Below are 17,423 nucleotides of genomic sequence, written 5' to 3' on the forward strand. Positions count from 1 at the left end.
CATAAGCTTTCCAAGGTGACATCGTTATTCACTCCAATGTTGCCCTGCTCCAGAAATCAGTTGAAGTGATTCTCCGGGAATCGACAAAACATCACAAACAAATGAAGTTGTAAGCAAATTCTTGTCCGCTATAATTTTTTTAAGGATCCACTACATGCCTATAACACGAAAAGTGTCCATTATCGTGATCTTGGTTTTTCTGCTGTCTGCCCTGGCAAACCTTGCCATCCAGCAGATGTTTATCATGCCAAGTTTTATTGCCCTTGAAAAAGAGACGGCAACCCAAAATGCAGAGCGCGTCCTGGCAGCTATTGACCGTGAACTCGTGCAGATCACAACTCTTGTCACAGACTGGTCTCACTGGACAGCTTCCTATACGTATGTACAAGGACAAAATCCGGACTACCAGGCCGACAACCTTGATTACGACAATTCACTTAATGCATTGAACATGAACTTTCTTGGGTATTATGACACAGCCGGAAAAACCATCTGGAGCAGGGCTGAAGAGCTGGAAACTAAAGTTCCCCTGGATCTCGGCCAACTGATGGAAGCAGCTCTCCCAGCCGACCACCCTCTCATCCAACACAAAAGTATAAAGAGCAATATCAAGGGGATCGTCCCCACCCTGCAAGGGCCTCTGTTAATCGTAGCAGGGCCCATCCTCACAAGTGATGCAAAGGGGCCTATAGTCGGTACGTTAATGATGGGGCGCCTACTCAATGCTGCTGCTATTGAACGAATTGGTAAGATCACTAAACTTTCTGTAACGGCTCAAACAGCCAGTCAATCCCAATATCCCTCATCGACCATCGGACTACTTATTGCCGGTCGTAATTTGGTACACACGGATTTAGAAATGGTCGAGAGTCCTGATAGATTACAGGTACAATCCACATTGTTAGACGTTTTTAGCCATCCAATACTGACCCTTCAGGTCGACAGCCCGCGCGATATTTCCAGGCAGGGAGCAGCGGCAGTCAACCAATCGATGTGGGTACTGGCTGTAACAGGCATTTTAATAATGCTCATCCTTCTTAAATTACTACGCAATACCATCCTCACCCCCCTCGCAAAACTTACTGAGCACGCACTGTTTATCGGTGAAAACGATAATACCCAGGCACGTCTTAACCTGAAACGAACAGATGAGGTTGGTGTTCTCGCTCATACATTTGATCAAATGGTCGATCGTCTCGCAGAAACTAGGCGCCGTCTCATAGATCAATCCTACCGCTCCGGGATAGCCGAAATGGCCAGTGGTGTGCTGCACAATATAGGAAATGCTATAACCCCCCTGACGGTAAGGTTGTCCACTCTACAACAGGAACTGAAAAACGCACCCCTGGCCGAATTGGAAATGGCAACAGCCGAGTTGGCCGATCCATCGACACCACCTGATCGGCGTGTTGATCTGGTTCAGTTCGTTGAATTGGCAGGAGGTGAAATGGCCAGCCTGATCAAAGACACTCAGGAAAAGGTAAATTTATCCATTCAGCAGGTTGATCAGGTTCAGGAGATTCTCACCGATCAGCAACGGTTCAGTCGATCAGCAAGAGTCATAGAACCTGTCGAGATGTCAGCAGTTATAGAAGATATGGCCGCCGGATTAAGTCCGGAGATAAAAGATGTCCTGGAGGTAATAGTCACCCCCAGCGTTACTGAGGCAGGGCCTGTCACCGGATCCCGCGTGGCCCTGCAGCAGGTAGTGACAAACCTTCTTATCAATGCCGCTGAGTCTATTCAGTCGACAGGTAAGGGACCTGGCAGGGTTACTATCACGGCAGAACTTAAGGACATACAAGAACAATCGATGGTGGACTTTCTCTTTACGGACAATGGTGCGGGGATGGATGGGGAGCTTATTGAACGGCTCTTTGAACGGGGTTATTCGAGCAAAAACAGGGAAGGTTCCGGCTACGGTCTACACTGGAGCGCCAACACAGTGCAGGCTCTTGGTGGTCAAATCTTTGCTGAAAGCGCTGGAGTTGGGAGTGGCGCATGTATGCATGTCCTTCTTCCCTCGGCAGATAACCAAGGAACATCTGCACCAGATTCAGACGAGGTAGCATAATGGATTGCGAAACGAACCAACCAATTCGAATTCTGGTGGCTGATGATGAACCCGCCATTCTTGAATCCTATCGCATAGTGCTGGATTCCGATAAACCTGCCAACGACACTAAAGTCAACGATCTAAAGGCAAAGCTATTCGGTCGTGGAGCAGCCAAACCTTCACAGCCCGAAGAACCCAGGTTTGATATCGTTTACACCAGAGGTGCAGAGGCGGCGGTGCAGGCAGTGAGGGAGAGTCGCGAGAGTGAGAAGCATTTCGCGGTTGCTTTTCTCGACATGCGTATGCCGCCTGGACCAGACGGGGCCTGGGCTGCTTCCAAAATTCGCGAACTTGATGACCGAATCGATATCGTCATCGCTACTGCCTACTCAGACGTAGATCCCAGGGAACTCTCGCAAAGTGTGCCACCGGTTGGGAAAATGTTTTATGTCCAAAAACCTTTCCATCCTCACGAGGTACGTCAACTTGCGGTCGCCCTGGGACAGAAGTGGCACGCTGAAAACAAGATTCTTCGACTGGCTTATTACGATAATTTAACGGAATTACCAAACCGTGCTTTCTTTATGGCCCGCATAGAACAGGCCATCAGTTTTGCGAAACAACAGGAACGTTCGCTGGCTGTACTCTTCCTTGACCTTGATAATTTTAAACGCATAAATGACACCCTGGGGCATAACGTAGGAGACGAATTGCTCCGCACGACTGCACGCCGGATCACCCATAGCTTGCGGAGTAGCGATACGGTTTCCAGGTCCGTGGTCGAAGACCAGAATAAGCGACATCTCGCCCGGCTTGGTGGTGATGAATTCACGGTGCTGCTGGCAGACCTTCAGCAGCCCGAAGATGCCTTGATTGTTGCAAACAGAATTCGGGAAGAATTGGCCAAGCCCATGCAACTGAACGATCATAAGCTTATTATCACTCCCAGTATCGGAATAAGCCTGTTTCCCCGAGACGGCAATGATGTGGTCACACTCTTGAAAAGTGCAGATATGGCCATGTATTTTGCCAAACGTACAGGCCGCAACAACGTTCAGTTTTTTGAAGGCTCTATGAACGAAAACGCCCTTCTGCGAATGAACCTTGAAAACGAACTGCGCCAAGCCATCGAGCGGAATGAGATGTCTCTGCATTATCAGCCGCAAATTGACTTGACAACAGGCAAAGTAACCGGCCTTGAGGCTTTGATCAGATGGCAGAACTTTACCCTTGGAAATGTGCCGCCACTTGATTTCATCCCTATTGCTGAAGACAGCGGCCTGATCATTCCGATTGGCGAATGGGTTTTACGTACTGCCTGCCGACAAGCCAAATCCTGGCAGGATGCCGATGTAGAATTCTCACGCATAGCCGTTAACGTATCAGTACGGCAATTTGCTCAAAAAGAATTCCCGAGCCTCATTGCCCAGGTACTTCGCGAGACAAACTTAGAACCATCTGCATTAGAGCTGGAAATCACCGAATCAATTCTGATGAATAACGCGGATAAGGCCGTTGAAACACTGAAGCAGTTGAAAGCCATCGGAGTGCACCTTGCCATTGATGACTTTGGTACCGGCTACTCAAGCCTCAGTTATCTCAAACAATTTCCTATAGATCGTTTAAAAATTGATAGATCGTTCATTAACGCCATAACAACGGATACCGACGACCAGGCGATCGCGAGTGCTGTTATTTCCCTGGCGGAGAGCATGAAACTGCAGGTAACCGCCGAAGGTGTCGAAACCGTTGGCCAGATGCAGTTTTTAAAGCAAGAAAAATGCGATGAAGCACAAGGCTTCCACATTAGTCGTCCGATGACGGCAACTGATGCTGAACGTTTTTTGCGGGCCCTTAAAGACCAGGAGTAAGGGTTCGTTCTGTAAGGCCACCCTGAATAATTACCGATTGGCCCAACGTCATCGGTGTTCTCAGAATTTTATCTTCGGAATATCAATTCTGAGAACAGTCATACACCACCGGCTTTGCCACTGGTATATGACTGAACAGGGTTCAGCACATTTTCAATGAACCTGTTATTGAGCAATTACTCTTTGCCCTTCAATCTGTCGCTCAAGTTCCACAACAAGCCCGGCGGGTAAACGAAGACGTGCAGCCAGCATGGCAAGATAGCCTTTTTCCGCCGGGGTGTCGACTTCGACGGCAAGCAGAGATGCGGCGTAGATTTCTGCTGCAACCTCCGGGCTGGTTGCGCTGTTGACGATGGCGTCCATATCGACCGGATGGCTCATTTCTTCTACCAGCAAAGCCTGACTTTCATGGTCAAGACCTAATGATTGGATCTTCTCGAAAATAGCCTGACTTTCTAGCGCATCAAGCCGTCCATCCGCACGTGCAACGGCAATCATTGCTCGTACCAGGGTAAGCCCTAATGCTTCATTGGCGGCGACATCACTCTCTTCCGGCATAAATGCGGTTCCTTGCGGGACTGCAGCGAGTTCTGCCGGAGTTGCCGGAGTTGCCGGAAAATCCACCTTACTGTTTTGATTGGTATAGCGCTGATATGCAGTGTATGCCAGTGCACCTACTGCAGCGACTCCACCCAATTTAAGGGCTTTCTTCCCCAGCTTGCGCCCTTTCTTACCGCTCAGCATACTACTGGCAAGCCCGCCTGCCAGTCCCCCAGCAAATCCACTGGCTGCTCCGCTACCAAGGAGTTGCCCTAACAGTTTATTCATATCAACCATCGTAGTAGGTTCCTTTGAGATAAGAGTTAATGTCGTTTTTGAACATTTCGTAGATATCAAATTGCGAAGGTTTTAAAAAGGCCATCACAGCAAAATATGAAATTTAATATATAGAGTAAGAGACACGAGATTCTATGCTCCAACAGCTACATTGATTCCATAATTGCAAACGATATAGCAAAATATAAATAGAACAAATAGATAAAGATGGTACTTTATATCGAATATAGTGAAACATATTCTCATGCAGCTCAGCCTCTAATCATCAACCCTCAAGAGATTACAAAAACATGGAATGGCTCAACTATCATCATCTGTTTTATTTCTGGACTGTTATGCAAGAAGGGAGCATTACGGCAGCCAGTAGCAAGCTCAGCTTAGCCCAGTCCACGGTAAGTGCTCAATTATCAAGGTTCGAAGAAAATTTAGGGGCAAAACTATTCAGGCGGGTTGGTCGCAATATTGAGCCTACAGACATGGGGCATCTTGTCTATCGGTATGCGGACAAAATATTTTCTCTGGGCCGGGAAATGATGGACTCTGTCAGTGGCAGGCCGGTTGCTGGTCCCTTATCTCTGAAGGTTGGCATTGTCGACGTGATTCCAAAACTCGTCGCCCGAAAGCTTCTGGAACCGACCGGAAAATTGCCTGAAAAAGTTCGTCTGATTTGCCACGAGGGAAAAGATGAACAGTTGCTAGCCGAATTGGCCCTGCATAATCTCGACGTGGTCCTGACAGATACTCCGCTTCGATCAAGCTTAAGTATCAAGGCGTACAATCATCTTTTAGGTGAATGCGGTGTATCTTTTTTTGGGGTCGAAAAACTTGCCAAACCACTTCAAAACAATTTTCCTCTCTCCCTGGACCAGGCACCCATGTTGCTTCCCATGCCCATGAGTTCATCGCGGGGTATGCTTGATCAGTGGTTTGAAAGAATTGGGGTTCACCCTGCAATAATTGGCGAGTTTGATGATAACGCCCTGGTTCAAGTATTTGGACAAGCGGGTGAAGGTATATTCATGGCACCAACAGTCATTGAGAGAGAAGTGGAACAACAATATCAGGTCCAATTGATTGGGCGGACAAATAAGATAAGAGAAAAGTTTTATGCTATTTCGGTGGAGAGAATAATCAGACATCCTGCAGTAGCAGCCATCTCTGAGGCTGCCCAGCAGAAACTCTTTTTTGAGTGTTAGCAGGTTTCCAACATAAACCGCCGCAATAACAACAGAGAACTGTATTGCGGCGCAGGAGAATTTTTCACCCTTCTTTTATCCCTTCGAGCTTCCAGTCCTGTGTACCTGTGGGTCTGGCCCAGGTCCACTTTTCCTCGAATTTGACAGGACTTGTCATACTCCCTGAAATCAGCGCACCACTTTTGTCATCAACTGTGTAATCGAGGAGATTGGCGGTGACCAATACGGTGACAAAATCCTCTAAACCATCACTACCGGCTTCAACAATCTCCATCCCACGAACAGCAATGGATTCCAGCTTATTGATCTGCCCTTTGCTACGCATTTCATTGAAATGACTTTCGTATTCCTTCGCCAACTCCTCACCGAGGAGGTGTTGATAGGAGTTGAGATCTCGGCGCATCCACCCGGCCTGCACCTGAAAAAAGACGTCGGAGGCTACTTCTGTAAAATGCACCTGATCAAAGTCCCTGTCGTATTCTTTAAGCTGTTGTATACCCTCAGCCACGACGCCCGCGCCTATAATAGGTGCAGGAGATGGCGGGCCCGTAGTATGGGCTCCCCCACCAAAGTTACTTCCTGTTTGAACTCCCTGCATTGCATATTGCTGAGTCGCAATACCGCCAACACCCTGCCTTGCTTTGGCAAATTTTCTAAAAAGAAAAAATGCTACCCCGCCAAGAATCAAGATTGGAAGTATTCCCATACCCGATCCTGCCGCCCCGAACATCGAACCAAGCAACATCCCTCCAATAGCACCACCAAGCAGTCCTCCCATGAGCCCCTGACTCATGCTTCCTTTTGTAGCCGAGGTGCTGGCAGGTGCACTTGCAGGAGTTTTACTGGGGGATGATTTGAAAGATTTACCGCCCATCTTGGAGCGGGCATCGGCATAATCTGCCATTACTCCACCTTCAATAAAGCTAAAGGCAATGAGTATCAAAAAAATCGGTGCAAATCCTTTCCATAATGTTGCCATAGTCTTCTATTATCTCCATGTTTTTGTAGGTTACTCCCAGGCCACCTTTCAAAAAGAACTCCTGAACCCGTTTACAACCTTTTTAGTAAATGAACGTTGCATGAAATCCCTGCTCCACAAGACGTAAGATCCAGGCATCATCTCTCTGACAATACGATGTGTTTCAAATTAGGACAAACAGATAAAGAGATTGTTTCCTATCGGATAAATCGAATTGTCTTTATGGGAGATAACCTGCGAAAATAAACTCTGGAGGAATTACGATATAGCGAACTATGAAAACATCAGTGGTTGTCATATTTGAAAAAAGAAAAACCGCAAAAATAATCTCCCTGTGACACTGTATCTACATATATACAAGCGAAAATAAAAGCTTCGAGTAAAGCGATTATTTCAGTTTTGAGCCACAGCAATACACCTTTTTTATGTTATGGTTCTCTAAACCACTGCGCTGTATCTTTTTCATGACCTTCAGCTCCAGCATACCGCAAGGATGTTCATTCCCAGACACCTTTTGAGTTGTTATGGCAGAACAAAGGGAGCAAACTGAAGTCATCGATCTACCCGTCACCTCAATAATCAATGCCAATGGGTGGCGGGCAAGCAGAAAAGGTTGCGATCTGCAAAGTTGAGCTCACAAGGTGTAATAATTCGTATTTATCGAATTATTATACATTTTTTATCTATTTGTCCTATTTTCTCTGTGGCCTTATTGTTTACCTCATGACGGATACAAAATCCGAATTGAAGGATAGATTCTTTACCGAGATACCCACTCGCTGAATTGCAGCATCATTTCATCTGGGAGTTTACATGAAGATCGACATCACAATGCAACAGAGTTGTTCCGACAACAAAATTTCTCGTAAGGTGGCCCGACGGGCGCGGCTGGCGCTGAACCGCTTTGCAACAGCCATCCAGACCGTGACAATCCGTATAACCGACACAAATGGCCCAAAAGGTGGAGAAGACACACGATGTATTGTCTCTGTGAAACTTGCCTCAGTCGGTGAAGTTGTCGTCCAGGGTGAAGGAGAAAAGATTCTACCTGTGCTGAACCAATGTCTGTCCCGTGCAGCAAGAACGGTCAGCCGCAGCCTTGATCGACGCCGGGATATTCCGATCCGGATGAACAGAAGAAAAACAAAGACCAGAGACGAACCTCGCTGGTCTGAATTTAACCAGCTTGATCATCACAGTTGAGGCAAGGAACTGACCTTTTCCTTGGTTTCATTACAGATATATTATCTGCAAACAGGATGAAAGCAGAAAAGATAACTAAATTATCCTAGCTGTTATATTAACCTTTTTGTTGCCGATCATGGTCAGGACAGCATAGCCATCGGTTGTCAACTTTACATATATCATCCTCCTCCAAAAGTCCCTCATGTATGCTGCTGGTGTTTATCTGCATGACGGGACTTTTTTTATAGAACTATTCAATGGATAAAAAATATTGGTGTTTAACAGCTTCAGCTTCCTTCTTTTACTCGATTCTGAATCAGCACCAGGCAAGAAATATATTATAAAAATTCCAGTAGGGGGTAACGCCTCAGGAAAAACAGATCATAATTTTTGTGACAAATAAACCAATCTTGTCACCTGCATAGAAATGAGCATAACTGCCTGTAACTTTACTGCTAAAGACCGTAATACCAAGATGGATCCTACCCGATTTGGTTCATTCATCCCCCTTGTCCGCTATTCCTGCAGGATTATCAAAAATTCATACCAGACTGAGTTGAACAAATTCTTTAGAATTATCTCCAGTGCTGCTGTCACACTCATTGTTTCCTGCACTGCTCTTTGCAAGAAACAAAAAATAATTTAAATTTCAAAATCTTATGGAGATACACAAACACTCTTTTAATTATTTTTATGCGAGCATCAAGCCGTTAACCGGGAACGGTCCATTACAGAAAAAATGCAAGAATAAGAGTTAAGCGGGCAAACTTCACGCCAATTCCAGGATATTTCCTTGCGTGGCGTCCACGTTTAGATCGATTCAACCAGATAGCCTCTGAAACGCTCGTCTGTCCAAAAAACATCGCCCCAGAAAAGGCGACTACTAAAATATCCACCAATTTTTACCATAAAAAAATTGAGCTAAAAACTGTACTCTTCACTCAATTTATAAAAAAACGGAACTACAGGCCATGACCACTGAACTGCTTATCGTCACAATAACACTTTCTTTAGCGGTGATTTTTTTTGTTACCAACTGGCTGCGGAGTGATCTTGTCGCCATGATAGTGGTTCTGATTTTTATGGTATCCGGCGTGCTTACCATCGAACAATCTCTTGCCGGCTTCTCAGATCCAGTGGTCATTATTATTGTCTCCATGTTCATAGTCAGTGAAGCCATTGTCCATACAGGCATTGCCCAGCGTCTCGGTGATTTTATTATTCGTCGAGGTGGAAACAATGAATTGTTTCTGATGATCCTCATCATGTTGATCGTCAGCCTGACCGGTTCCTTTATGAGTTCGACGGCGACTGCCGCCATTTTTATTCCAGTTGTCATAGCTGTTGCGATTAAGGCAAATCTCAACCGGAAGAGGCTCCTCATGCCACTCTCAGTCGGTGCCCTGATCAGTGGAATGATGACCTTAGTCGCAACCACGCCTAACCTGGTGATCAACAATGTTCTGAAAAACCACAACCTTGAGCCGCTCTCTTTTTTCAGCTTTACGCCATTTGGTGCCGCCACACTGATTGCGGGCATGGTGTTTATGGCCGTATTTGGAAGAAGAATGCTGGCACAGAAAACTATTGTCCCCAGCGGCATAAAAAAACGATCTGTGCTCGACCTGATTAGCGGATATGGCATGGAAGAACGTTTTTTCAGATTCCACATACCAAAAGATTCTCCATTAATTGACCGATCTGTCGCCAGAATCCCCCTAACTACAAAATATAATCTCAAACTCATCGCCTTTGAAAAACTTCAGGATGGAGCCTTTGTGATAGAAAAGCCGCGTCCTGAAACCGTCTTCAATCCCGGTGATATCATCGTCTTGATTGGCGAACCGAAGGATGCCCTTCGTTTTTCTCATTATAGTGGACTGACACCCTTGTCGCCTGTTGTCAGAGAATCGAGGCAGAAGCAGTTTCTCCGGACGATCGGCCTTGCAGAAATCATGCTGACCCCCGACTCACCGCTGCTTGGCAAAAACCTCAAAGAACTGCAGTTTCAAACCAGATATAATTGCCTGGTCGTGGGCATTCGCCGCCAGGGACAACCTCTCGTCAATGCTATCGAGCAAATGCCTCTCGTCTTTGGTGATGTATTGCTTATCAGCACTGATTGGCAGGATATTATTCGTTTACGTCAACATGTCGATGAATTCCTGGTCCTGACTTTACCGGAAGAACATCAACAGGCCATGTACGATTATCGCCGGGCACCGCTTCTGCTCGTTATTCTTGCTTTAATGGTGACTTCAATGACCACAGGCATACTACTGCCGGTGACCGCTGCCGCCCTCGCTGCAATGGCTCTGATTCTCTCCCGTTGTGTCAACCTCGATACAATCTACCGAGTTATCAATTGGCAGGCAGTATTTCTCATTGCTGGGTTGCTGCCGATAGCCTCTGCACTGGATAAAACCGGAGCATCCCTGACGATTGCCCATACCCTGGTTACTGCTCTCAGCGAAGCCGGACCAGTACTGATGCTTGTCGTTGTATTTTTAGTTGCGTCAACACTATCACTCTTTCTTTCCAATACCGCGACAGCAGTACTGCTCGCCCCTATTGTCGTGGAGGCAGCGGCGCAGCTCCATGTCTCTCCCCAAGCCTTTGCCATGACTCTGGCAATTGCCTGTTCAGCAGCCTTTGCCACCCCGGTTGCATCACCGGTGAATATTCTCGTACAAGAACCCGGAGGCTACAGTTTTATGGATTTTATCCGAGTTGGTATTCCCCTCCAGTTGCTGTCACTGGCAATTACAGTTTTCCTAGTATCATGGCTTTACCTATAATAAATGGAGGCAGTATTGGGGGCACCGTTCACTGTGGTTGTCATATCTTTCTGGGCCAACAGATCATCTGTAGCTGCTGATTGATGTTGAACCGTCTCTTAAAACGGTTCAATGTATCAATGGGGGCAAAAGCGGATGTCCAAAACGTAGAGGTAAAAAGCCTGCAACTCAAGGAGATTGAGATATGGCTCTCTACTGTTGCAATAAGAAAGCGAGAATCGGACCACTACAATAGTTTCTTCAAATACTATATCTCGGCATATTGTATTGCATAAAACTTTATTGTGATATATGGTATTGCGCAATACAATAAACTCCCGCATTTATAATGCCATATTAACTCACCTGAAGTACTTCCCCTGAACTACTCTCTTGAAAAAATATAATACCAGGACGTTACCATGCCCAAAATTGTTATAAAGAATTTGTATAAAATATTCGGTCAATCACCAAGTAAGGCTATGTCTCTTCTTAAAGCAGGAAAATCAAAAGAGGAGATCTATGAGACAACCGGCATGACAGTCGGCGTGCAAGACGCCAGCTTTGAAGTTGAAAAAGGTGAGATTTTTGTCGTCATGGGTCTTTCAGGTTCGGGAAAGTCAACACTTGTCCGTATGCTTAACAGATTGATTGAGCCGACAAGCGGTGAAGTTCTGGTGGACGGAGAAGATGTTCTAAAAATGAACAAGCAACAGCTTGTGAAGTTTCGCAGAAGCAAGACAAGTATGGTTTTTCAATCTTTTGCTCTCATGCCGCATCTCAACGTCATCGACAATGTGGCGTTTGGCCTCGAACTGGACGGCATTGACGAGGAGACTAGGCGGTCACGTGCTCTGGATGCACTCAAACAGGTAGGTCTTGAAGGTTGGGAAGAGGCAAAGCCGGACGCGCTGAGCGGCGGCATGCAACAGCGTGTCGGTCTTGCCCGCGGGCTGGCGGTAGACCCGGACATCTTACTCATGGACGAGGCATTTTCCGCTCTTGATCCCCTTATCAGAACAGAGATGCAGGACGAACTGCTGAAACTGCAGGACCAACACGAACGCACCATTGTTTTTATCTCCCATGATCTGGATGAAGCACTGCGTATTGGAGACCGAATCGCAATAATGGAAGGAGGCCGCGTTGTTCAGGTAGGCACCCCCGAAGACATTCTTCAAAATCCTGCTGACGATTATGTTCGGGCTTTCTTCCGCGGCGTCGATCCCACCGGTGTTATATCTGCCGGTGATATTGTTCGAGACAACCAGCCTACAGTCATCTGGCATACAGCTCAGGGTAGCCCCAGGGGTACTCTGGAGATGCTCAACAACAGGGATCGGGAATATGCCTATGTTCTTGACTCGAGCCATCGCTTCTGTGGAATGGTTTCAATAGATTCGCTTCGAGACCTGCTTGATCAGGAGAATGGTACAAAAAGAAAAATTGAAGAGGCCTTTATACGAGATGCTCTGGCGGTAACAGAGACAGAATGCCTCCAGGACATCCTGCCCCAGGTGGCATCTCATAAATGGCCAATTCCTGTGATTAACGAAGAGGGCATATTCAAGGGTGTTGTTTCGAAAAATCGTTTCTTGAAAACACTCTATCGGGCCGAGACAGAAAGCAGTCCACTATAATTTCAAATCAGGCGTTTCTCATAGAAATTAGGTATTCATCGAACATCTTATGATTTTTATTACATATTTTAGTATAGGAGTAAGGAAATACAATGGCAGATAATCCATGGTCCAACGGTACGACACCGTCAGAAGAAACAGCACAAACTACAACAAATGCCTGGAACCAGGGGACAGAGGCTGTGGAATCAAACACAGACTGGCTAGATCAGGCGGGGGCGATTACACCAGATGATGCATTTAGTTGGATTCACCCTTTTAGCGATGCGGTCTTACCTCTTGATTCCTGGGTTAATAATGGTTTGAGCTGGGTTGTCGACAATTTTAGACCAGTGTTTCAGATGATCAGGGTACCTGTCGACACCTGCCTGACTGCAGTCGATTCTCTGTTAACCTCGGCACCTGACGTACTGATTATCTTGATAATGGTCGGGCTTGCCTATCGTTTATCAGGTCGTTCACTGGCAATAGGTACATGTCTGTCGCTGATTGTCATTGGCTTAATCGGCGCCTGGTACCAAGCCATGGTCACGCTCGCACTTGTCCTTACCTCTGTACTGTTTTGTATAATCATTGGACTTCCGCTTGGAATATGGATTTCACAGAATGAAAGTGCATTAAAGATCACACGTCCAGTACTGGATGCAATGCAAACGACCCCAGCATTTGTCTATCTTGTTCCTATCGTTATGTTACTAGGAATCGGCAATGTGCCGGGAGTAGTCGTAACGATTATTTTTGCATTACCTCCTCTTATTCGTCTTACCAATCTGGGAATACGACAGGTACCTGAAGATCTTATCGAAGCCGGTCAGGCTTTTGGAGCCAGTCCAAGCCAATTATTATTTAAAATCAAACTTCCTTTGGCTATGCCGACAATTATGGCTGGCATTAATCAGACACTCATGCTGGCATTATCAATGGTTGTCATTGCCTCAATGATTGCAGTAGGAGGCCTTGGGCAGATGGTTCTTCGTGGAATAGGTCGTTTGGATATGGGACTTGCGGCTATCGGAGGATTGGGAATCGTCCTCCTCGCCATTGTCCTTGACAGATTGACCCAAACAGTCGGAACCGATAAAAAAGGGTAAAGGCTATCCAGTTATAATTCATGTTGTAATGCAAAAGGCCCTAACGGCTCATTACATTAACTCAAAAAATGTAGGAGATTATTATGAGATTTAAGCACAAACCACTGATTTTCTTATTTGTATCGTGTTTTTTCCTGACCTCTGCGGCATATGCAGCAGATACCCCAGGCAAAGGCATCAAGGTTCAACCATTAAAAAGCTCAATTGCTGAAGAAACGTTTCAGACCATGCTGGTCATGAAGGCATTGGAAAAACTCGGTTATGAAGTTGAGCCCATAAAAGAAATCGAATACGCGGCCGGACATGTGGCCATAGCAAACGGCGACGCTACTTTTCTGGCAGATCATTGGGACCCCCTCCATGTTGACTTTTACAAAAACGCCGGAGGAGCCGATAAAATTTATCGAGAAGGCGAGTATTCCGGAGGGGCATTACAAGGCTACCTGATAGATAAGGCGACGTCAGATACGTACAAAATCACCCATATTAACCAGCTTGCCGATCCTGAAATTGCTAAATTATTTGATGCCGATGGCGATGGAAAAGCAGATCTTGCCGGTTGTAATCCAGGATGGGGCTGTGAAAAAGTCATCGAACATCAACTTGACGCATTTAAATTGCGCGATACCGTTACCCATAATCAGGGGACCTATTCTGCAATTATGGCTGACACTATTGCACGCTACAAGCAAGGGAAATCAGTCCTTTATTACACCTGGACACCATATTGGATCAGCGGTGTTATGGTGCCAGGCAAGGACACTGTCTGGCTTCAGGTTCCATTTTCGTCTCTTCCTGGTGATCGAAAGGATGTCGACACGAGCCTTCCCGACGGCAGCAATTACGGATTTCAGGCCAATACCCAGCGTATCATTGCCAACAAAGAGTTCACTGATGCAAACCCAGGGGCAGCAAAGCTCTTCAGTATCATGAAACTATCCAACAATGATATTTCGTCTCAAAATCTTCGCATGAGGGATGGAGAAAAATCTGAAAAAGATATTGAGAGGCATGTTGACAGCTGGATAAAAGCGCACCAAAGTACTTTTGATGGCTGGCTGACCGAAGCCAGAAACGCGGCTCAATAATAGGGCGGTATTATAGGGCAATCGTTGTGGCAAGCCGCCCCCGGTTGCCCTTTTTTTAAAAAAAAAAGAGTGTTTATCGTAGAAAAGCCAAGTAAATAAGCTCTGTTTGATATTTTTTGATTAGAATAGAGGATATAATGAGAGCACGAAGCATCCAGGAAAAGACCATTACAAAGCAATGGCGCATAGTTTTCAAAGCTGTACAAGCTCACTCCAGGAGTGTCGAGAGAGCGTGTGGGTTGAGCAGTGCGCAACTATGGATGCTGCATGAAGTCTCCATGTCTTACGGTATTAAGGTCTCGGAACTGGCAACAACACTCTCCATTCATCGGTCAACCTGTTCTAATATGCTCGATAAGCTTGAAAAGAAACAGTTAATATACCGTGATAGAAGCAAGTCGGATCAACGATCTGTGCACATTTATATTGCGGAACAGGGCAAAGAGTTGCTCGCCCATGCCCCTTCTCCTCATCAGGGGCAGTTAAGCAGCACACTGAAAAAACTTACAGATGAGCAACTGACCAACCTCGAATCGAGCCTGCAGGTATTTATCGAGGCCCTTGATTTTGACAATGTGACAACGTGTATGATCCCAATACCTGAAGTATAATCTGATTTTTTCATAAACATCAGCGGAGTTTTCTAATACTCCGGGTTGACTCTGGCATTCAATCAGCTCCAAATCCTACAGATCCGGACATTCTTTATATCAGACCTCCGGGATACACAGTTTCTATACAGCCACCTTTTTATTTTTTCCCACCCTCTCCGAGCTCATCAAGATGGGCACTTGGCTGCTTACCAGAAAACAGTGCGTTTTTCGTTTCAAAAGCAATACCCTTTGGGTCAATAGATTTTTCCGCAGGTGCAGCCTTACAAGCCTTCTCATGGAAGAAAGCCGGGCTCGGAAAAATTTATCATCCTAATCTCCTGCTCTTTTAACTATGGAGAACCTTACGGACCTTATCTCCCAATTCATTTTTCGAGAAGGGTTTCTGTAAAAAGTGGATGCTTGAATCAATTTTTCCTTGTTGAGAGATAATGTTCGACGAGTATCCGGACATATATAGGGTTTTCAGTTGTGGAGAAAAAGACAAAATGTTTGCTGCCAGATCCTTTCCATTCATTTCTGGCATGATCAAATCGGTTATGAGCAGGTCAATTGTTCCACGATATTTATTTGCTAAACGAACAGCCTCGCTCGGCCTGTCCGCAGCGAGAATTTGGTAGCCAAATTGTTGCAGCATCCTCTTCATCATTTCGAGTATATTCTGCTCGTCTTCCACCACTAAAATAGTTTCAGTGCCATGCTGTGCCGGCTCAATCAGCTTTTCCTTCTCTGGCTCAATGCTTTTTTCTTTGTAACGCGGAAGATGGATGGTAAAAGTGGTTCCGACACCAGGGTCACTCTCGACATAAATATTGCCGTTGTTCTGCAGAATCGCCCCATACACGGTGGCCAGACCAAGGCCTGTACCTTCGTGAACACTTTTTGTCGTAAAAAATGGTTCAAAAATTTTTCCGAGAATACCGGTGCTCATACCACAACCGTCATCAGTTATAGAGAGTTCAACATATTCTCCGGGGTTGCTCCCGGGATGGGTGGTACAATACACCTCGTCTACGATGGTATTTCTTGATTTAATGGTAATCGATCCATTTCCTGCAATGGCGTCACGCGCATTCACACAGAGGTTGGTTAAAATCTGATCAAGTTGTGATGGGTCCATTTTCACCGGCCACAGATCAGTTTGAGGCAGCCAGGTAAAATTGATGTCTTCACCGATCAAGCGAACAAGCATGTGAATCAGTCCCGTCACGGTTTCATTTACATCAAGTATTATCGGTACTATCGGCTGTTTAAGGGCAAAGGCAAGAAGCTGCCGGGTCAGAACGGCGGAGTGTTTAGCAGCATGTCGGATTTCCTCCAAGTCGGCGTACATAGGATCAAACCGATCGATTTGCTCCATGATGATGTCCACAAAACCTAGAATAATCGCCAACTTGTTGTTGAAGTCGTGTGCCACACCACCTGCCAGCCTGCCAACCGATTCCATCTTCTGGGCCTGCTGGAACTGAGCCTCGATCTTGGCCTTTTCCTCTTCTATTTTTTTACGTTCGGTGATATCGCTCAATACAATTCGGCATCCCGGAGCACCAGCTTCATCCGAGGCCAGGTTGGCATTTAATCGAACCCAGCAGGGAATTCCGGGATGTTTGACCATCCTCAGTTCACAGACTTGTGGGGCTTCGGTTTCAAAGAGTCGTTTTTGATGCAGATAGTAAATATCCTGATCATCGCCCAGGATATAGCGAGTGATTGGCTGCCTGAGTAATGCTTTTTTGGTAACCCCCAAGAGAGTAGCAACCGAAAGATTCGCTTCCAGAATCACGCTGTCCTCGTTGAGAGTGCAATAGCCAACAGGAGCCAGATCATAAAGCTCAAAATAGCGAATCCGTGCTGCAGCAAGCTCCGCCTGAGCTCGCCTCAGCTCATCGTTTTGCATTTCAAGCTCTATCTGATGCACCTGCAATTCGTGAAGCTTTCGTTGTATCTCTTCAGCTGATATTTTATCTTGCTGTTCGGGTAATACGGCTTTTTGGTCGCGAAGAGTAGCTTCAGCTTTTTTACGCAAAAGAGCCCTGGCCTGCGCTGCATCCGGTTGGAGCTTTTTGTTATGATCCATCATGGTCTAACCTTT

12 protein-coding genes are annotated in these 17,423 nt (G+C 46.1%); 9 read left to right on the forward strand and 3 right to left on the reverse strand.

What is annotated here, in order from left to right:
• The first annotated feature begins 154 nt into the window (after positions 1 to 154).
• Both FCL48_RS09540 and FCL48_RS09545 read left to right on the forward strand, forming a co-directional pair.
• Positions 155 to 2,074, forward strand: a complete 1,920-nt coding sequence (locus FCL48_RS09540) for a CHASE4 domain-containing protein (protein WP_136872041.1) — start codon at positions 155 to 157, stop codon at positions 2,072 to 2,074.
• Positions 2,074 to 3,927: an EAL domain-containing protein gene (locus tag FCL48_RS09545; RefSeq protein ID WP_136872042.1), complete on the forward strand. Its 1,854-nt coding sequence runs from the start codon at positions 2,074 to 2,076 to the stop codon at positions 3,925 to 3,927. Before FCL48_RS09540 ends, FCL48_RS09545 begins: the two co-directional genes overlap by 1 nt.
• Before the next feature lie 165 nt (positions 3,928 to 4,092).
• On the opposite strand, the gene FCL48_RS09550 is transcribed toward FCL48_RS09545, so the two are convergent.
• Positions 4,093 to 4,755, reverse strand: a complete 663-nt coding sequence (locus FCL48_RS09550; protein ID WP_205747683.1) for a tellurite resistance TerB family protein — start codon at positions 4,753 to 4,755, stop codon at positions 4,093 to 4,095.
• 299 nt (positions 4,756 to 5,054) lie between these two features.
• Here FCL48_RS09550 and nhaR point away from each other — a divergent pair, with 299 nt between their 5' ends.
• Positions 5,055 to 5,960, forward strand: coding sequence for a transcriptional activator NhaR (gene nhaR / locus FCL48_RS09555; protein ID WP_136872044.1), 906 nt, complete (start codon positions 5,055 to 5,057; stop codon positions 5,958 to 5,960).
• Positions 5,961 to 6,024: 64 nt separating this feature from the next.
• On the opposite strand, the gene FCL48_RS09560 is transcribed toward nhaR, so the two are convergent.
• A complete protein-coding gene (locus tag FCL48_RS09560; RefSeq protein WP_136872045.1) occupies positions 6,025 to 6,939 on the reverse strand; it encodes a Tim44 domain-containing protein in 915 nt (304 codons plus the stop codon).
• A gap of 813 nt (positions 6,940 to 7,752) precedes the next feature.
• On the opposite strand from FCL48_RS09560, the gene FCL48_RS09565 reads away from it, so the two are divergent.
• From FCL48_RS09565 to FCL48_RS09590, 6 genes are all read left to right on the forward strand, one after another.
• On the forward strand, positions 7,753 to 8,142 hold the full coding sequence (locus FCL48_RS09565) for a hypothetical protein (RefSeq protein WP_136872046.1): 390 nt from the start codon (positions 7,753 to 7,755) through the stop codon (positions 8,140 to 8,142).
• Between the two features lie 953 nt (positions 8,143 to 9,095).
• On the forward strand, positions 9,096 to 10,922 hold the full coding sequence (locus FCL48_RS09570; protein ID WP_136872047.1) for an SLC13 family permease: 1,827 nt from the start codon (positions 9,096 to 9,098) through the stop codon (positions 10,920 to 10,922).
• Positions 10,923 to 11,323: 401 nt separating this feature from the next.
• A complete protein-coding gene (proV, locus tag FCL48_RS09575) occupies positions 11,324 to 12,541 on the forward strand; it encodes a glycine betaine/L-proline ABC transporter ATP-binding protein ProV (protein WP_136872048.1) in 1,218 nt (405 codons plus the stop codon).
• A gap of 92 nt (positions 12,542 to 12,633) precedes the next feature.
• Positions 12,634 to 13,632: a glycine betaine/L-proline ABC transporter permease ProW gene (gene proW / locus FCL48_RS09580; RefSeq protein WP_136872049.1), complete on the forward strand. Its 999-nt coding sequence runs from the start codon at positions 12,634 to 12,636 to the stop codon at positions 13,630 to 13,632.
• Positions 13,633 to 13,715: 83 nt separating this feature from the next.
• Positions 13,716 to 14,720, forward strand: a complete 1,005-nt coding sequence (gene proX / locus FCL48_RS09585) for a glycine betaine/L-proline ABC transporter substrate-binding protein ProX (protein WP_136872050.1) — start codon at positions 13,716 to 13,718, stop codon at positions 14,718 to 14,720.
• Positions 14,721 to 14,857: 137 nt separating this feature from the next.
• A complete protein-coding gene (locus FCL48_RS09590; RefSeq protein ID WP_136872051.1) occupies positions 14,858 to 15,331 on the forward strand; it encodes a MarR family winged helix-turn-helix transcriptional regulator in 474 nt (157 codons plus the stop codon).
• A 328-nt stretch (positions 15,332 to 15,659) separates the two neighbouring features.
• On the opposite strand, the gene FCL48_RS09595 is transcribed toward FCL48_RS09590, so the two are convergent.
• A complete protein-coding gene (locus tag FCL48_RS09595; RefSeq protein ID WP_136872052.1) occupies positions 15,660 to 17,411 on the reverse strand; it encodes an ATP-binding protein in 1,752 nt (583 codons plus the stop codon).
• Positions 17,412 to 17,423: the final 12 nt, after the last annotated feature.

Source organism: Desulforhopalus sp. IMCC35007 (assembly GCF_005116575.1).
Lineage (GTDB): Bacteria > Desulfobacterota > Desulfobulbia > Desulfobulbales > Desulfocapsaceae > Desulforhopalus_A.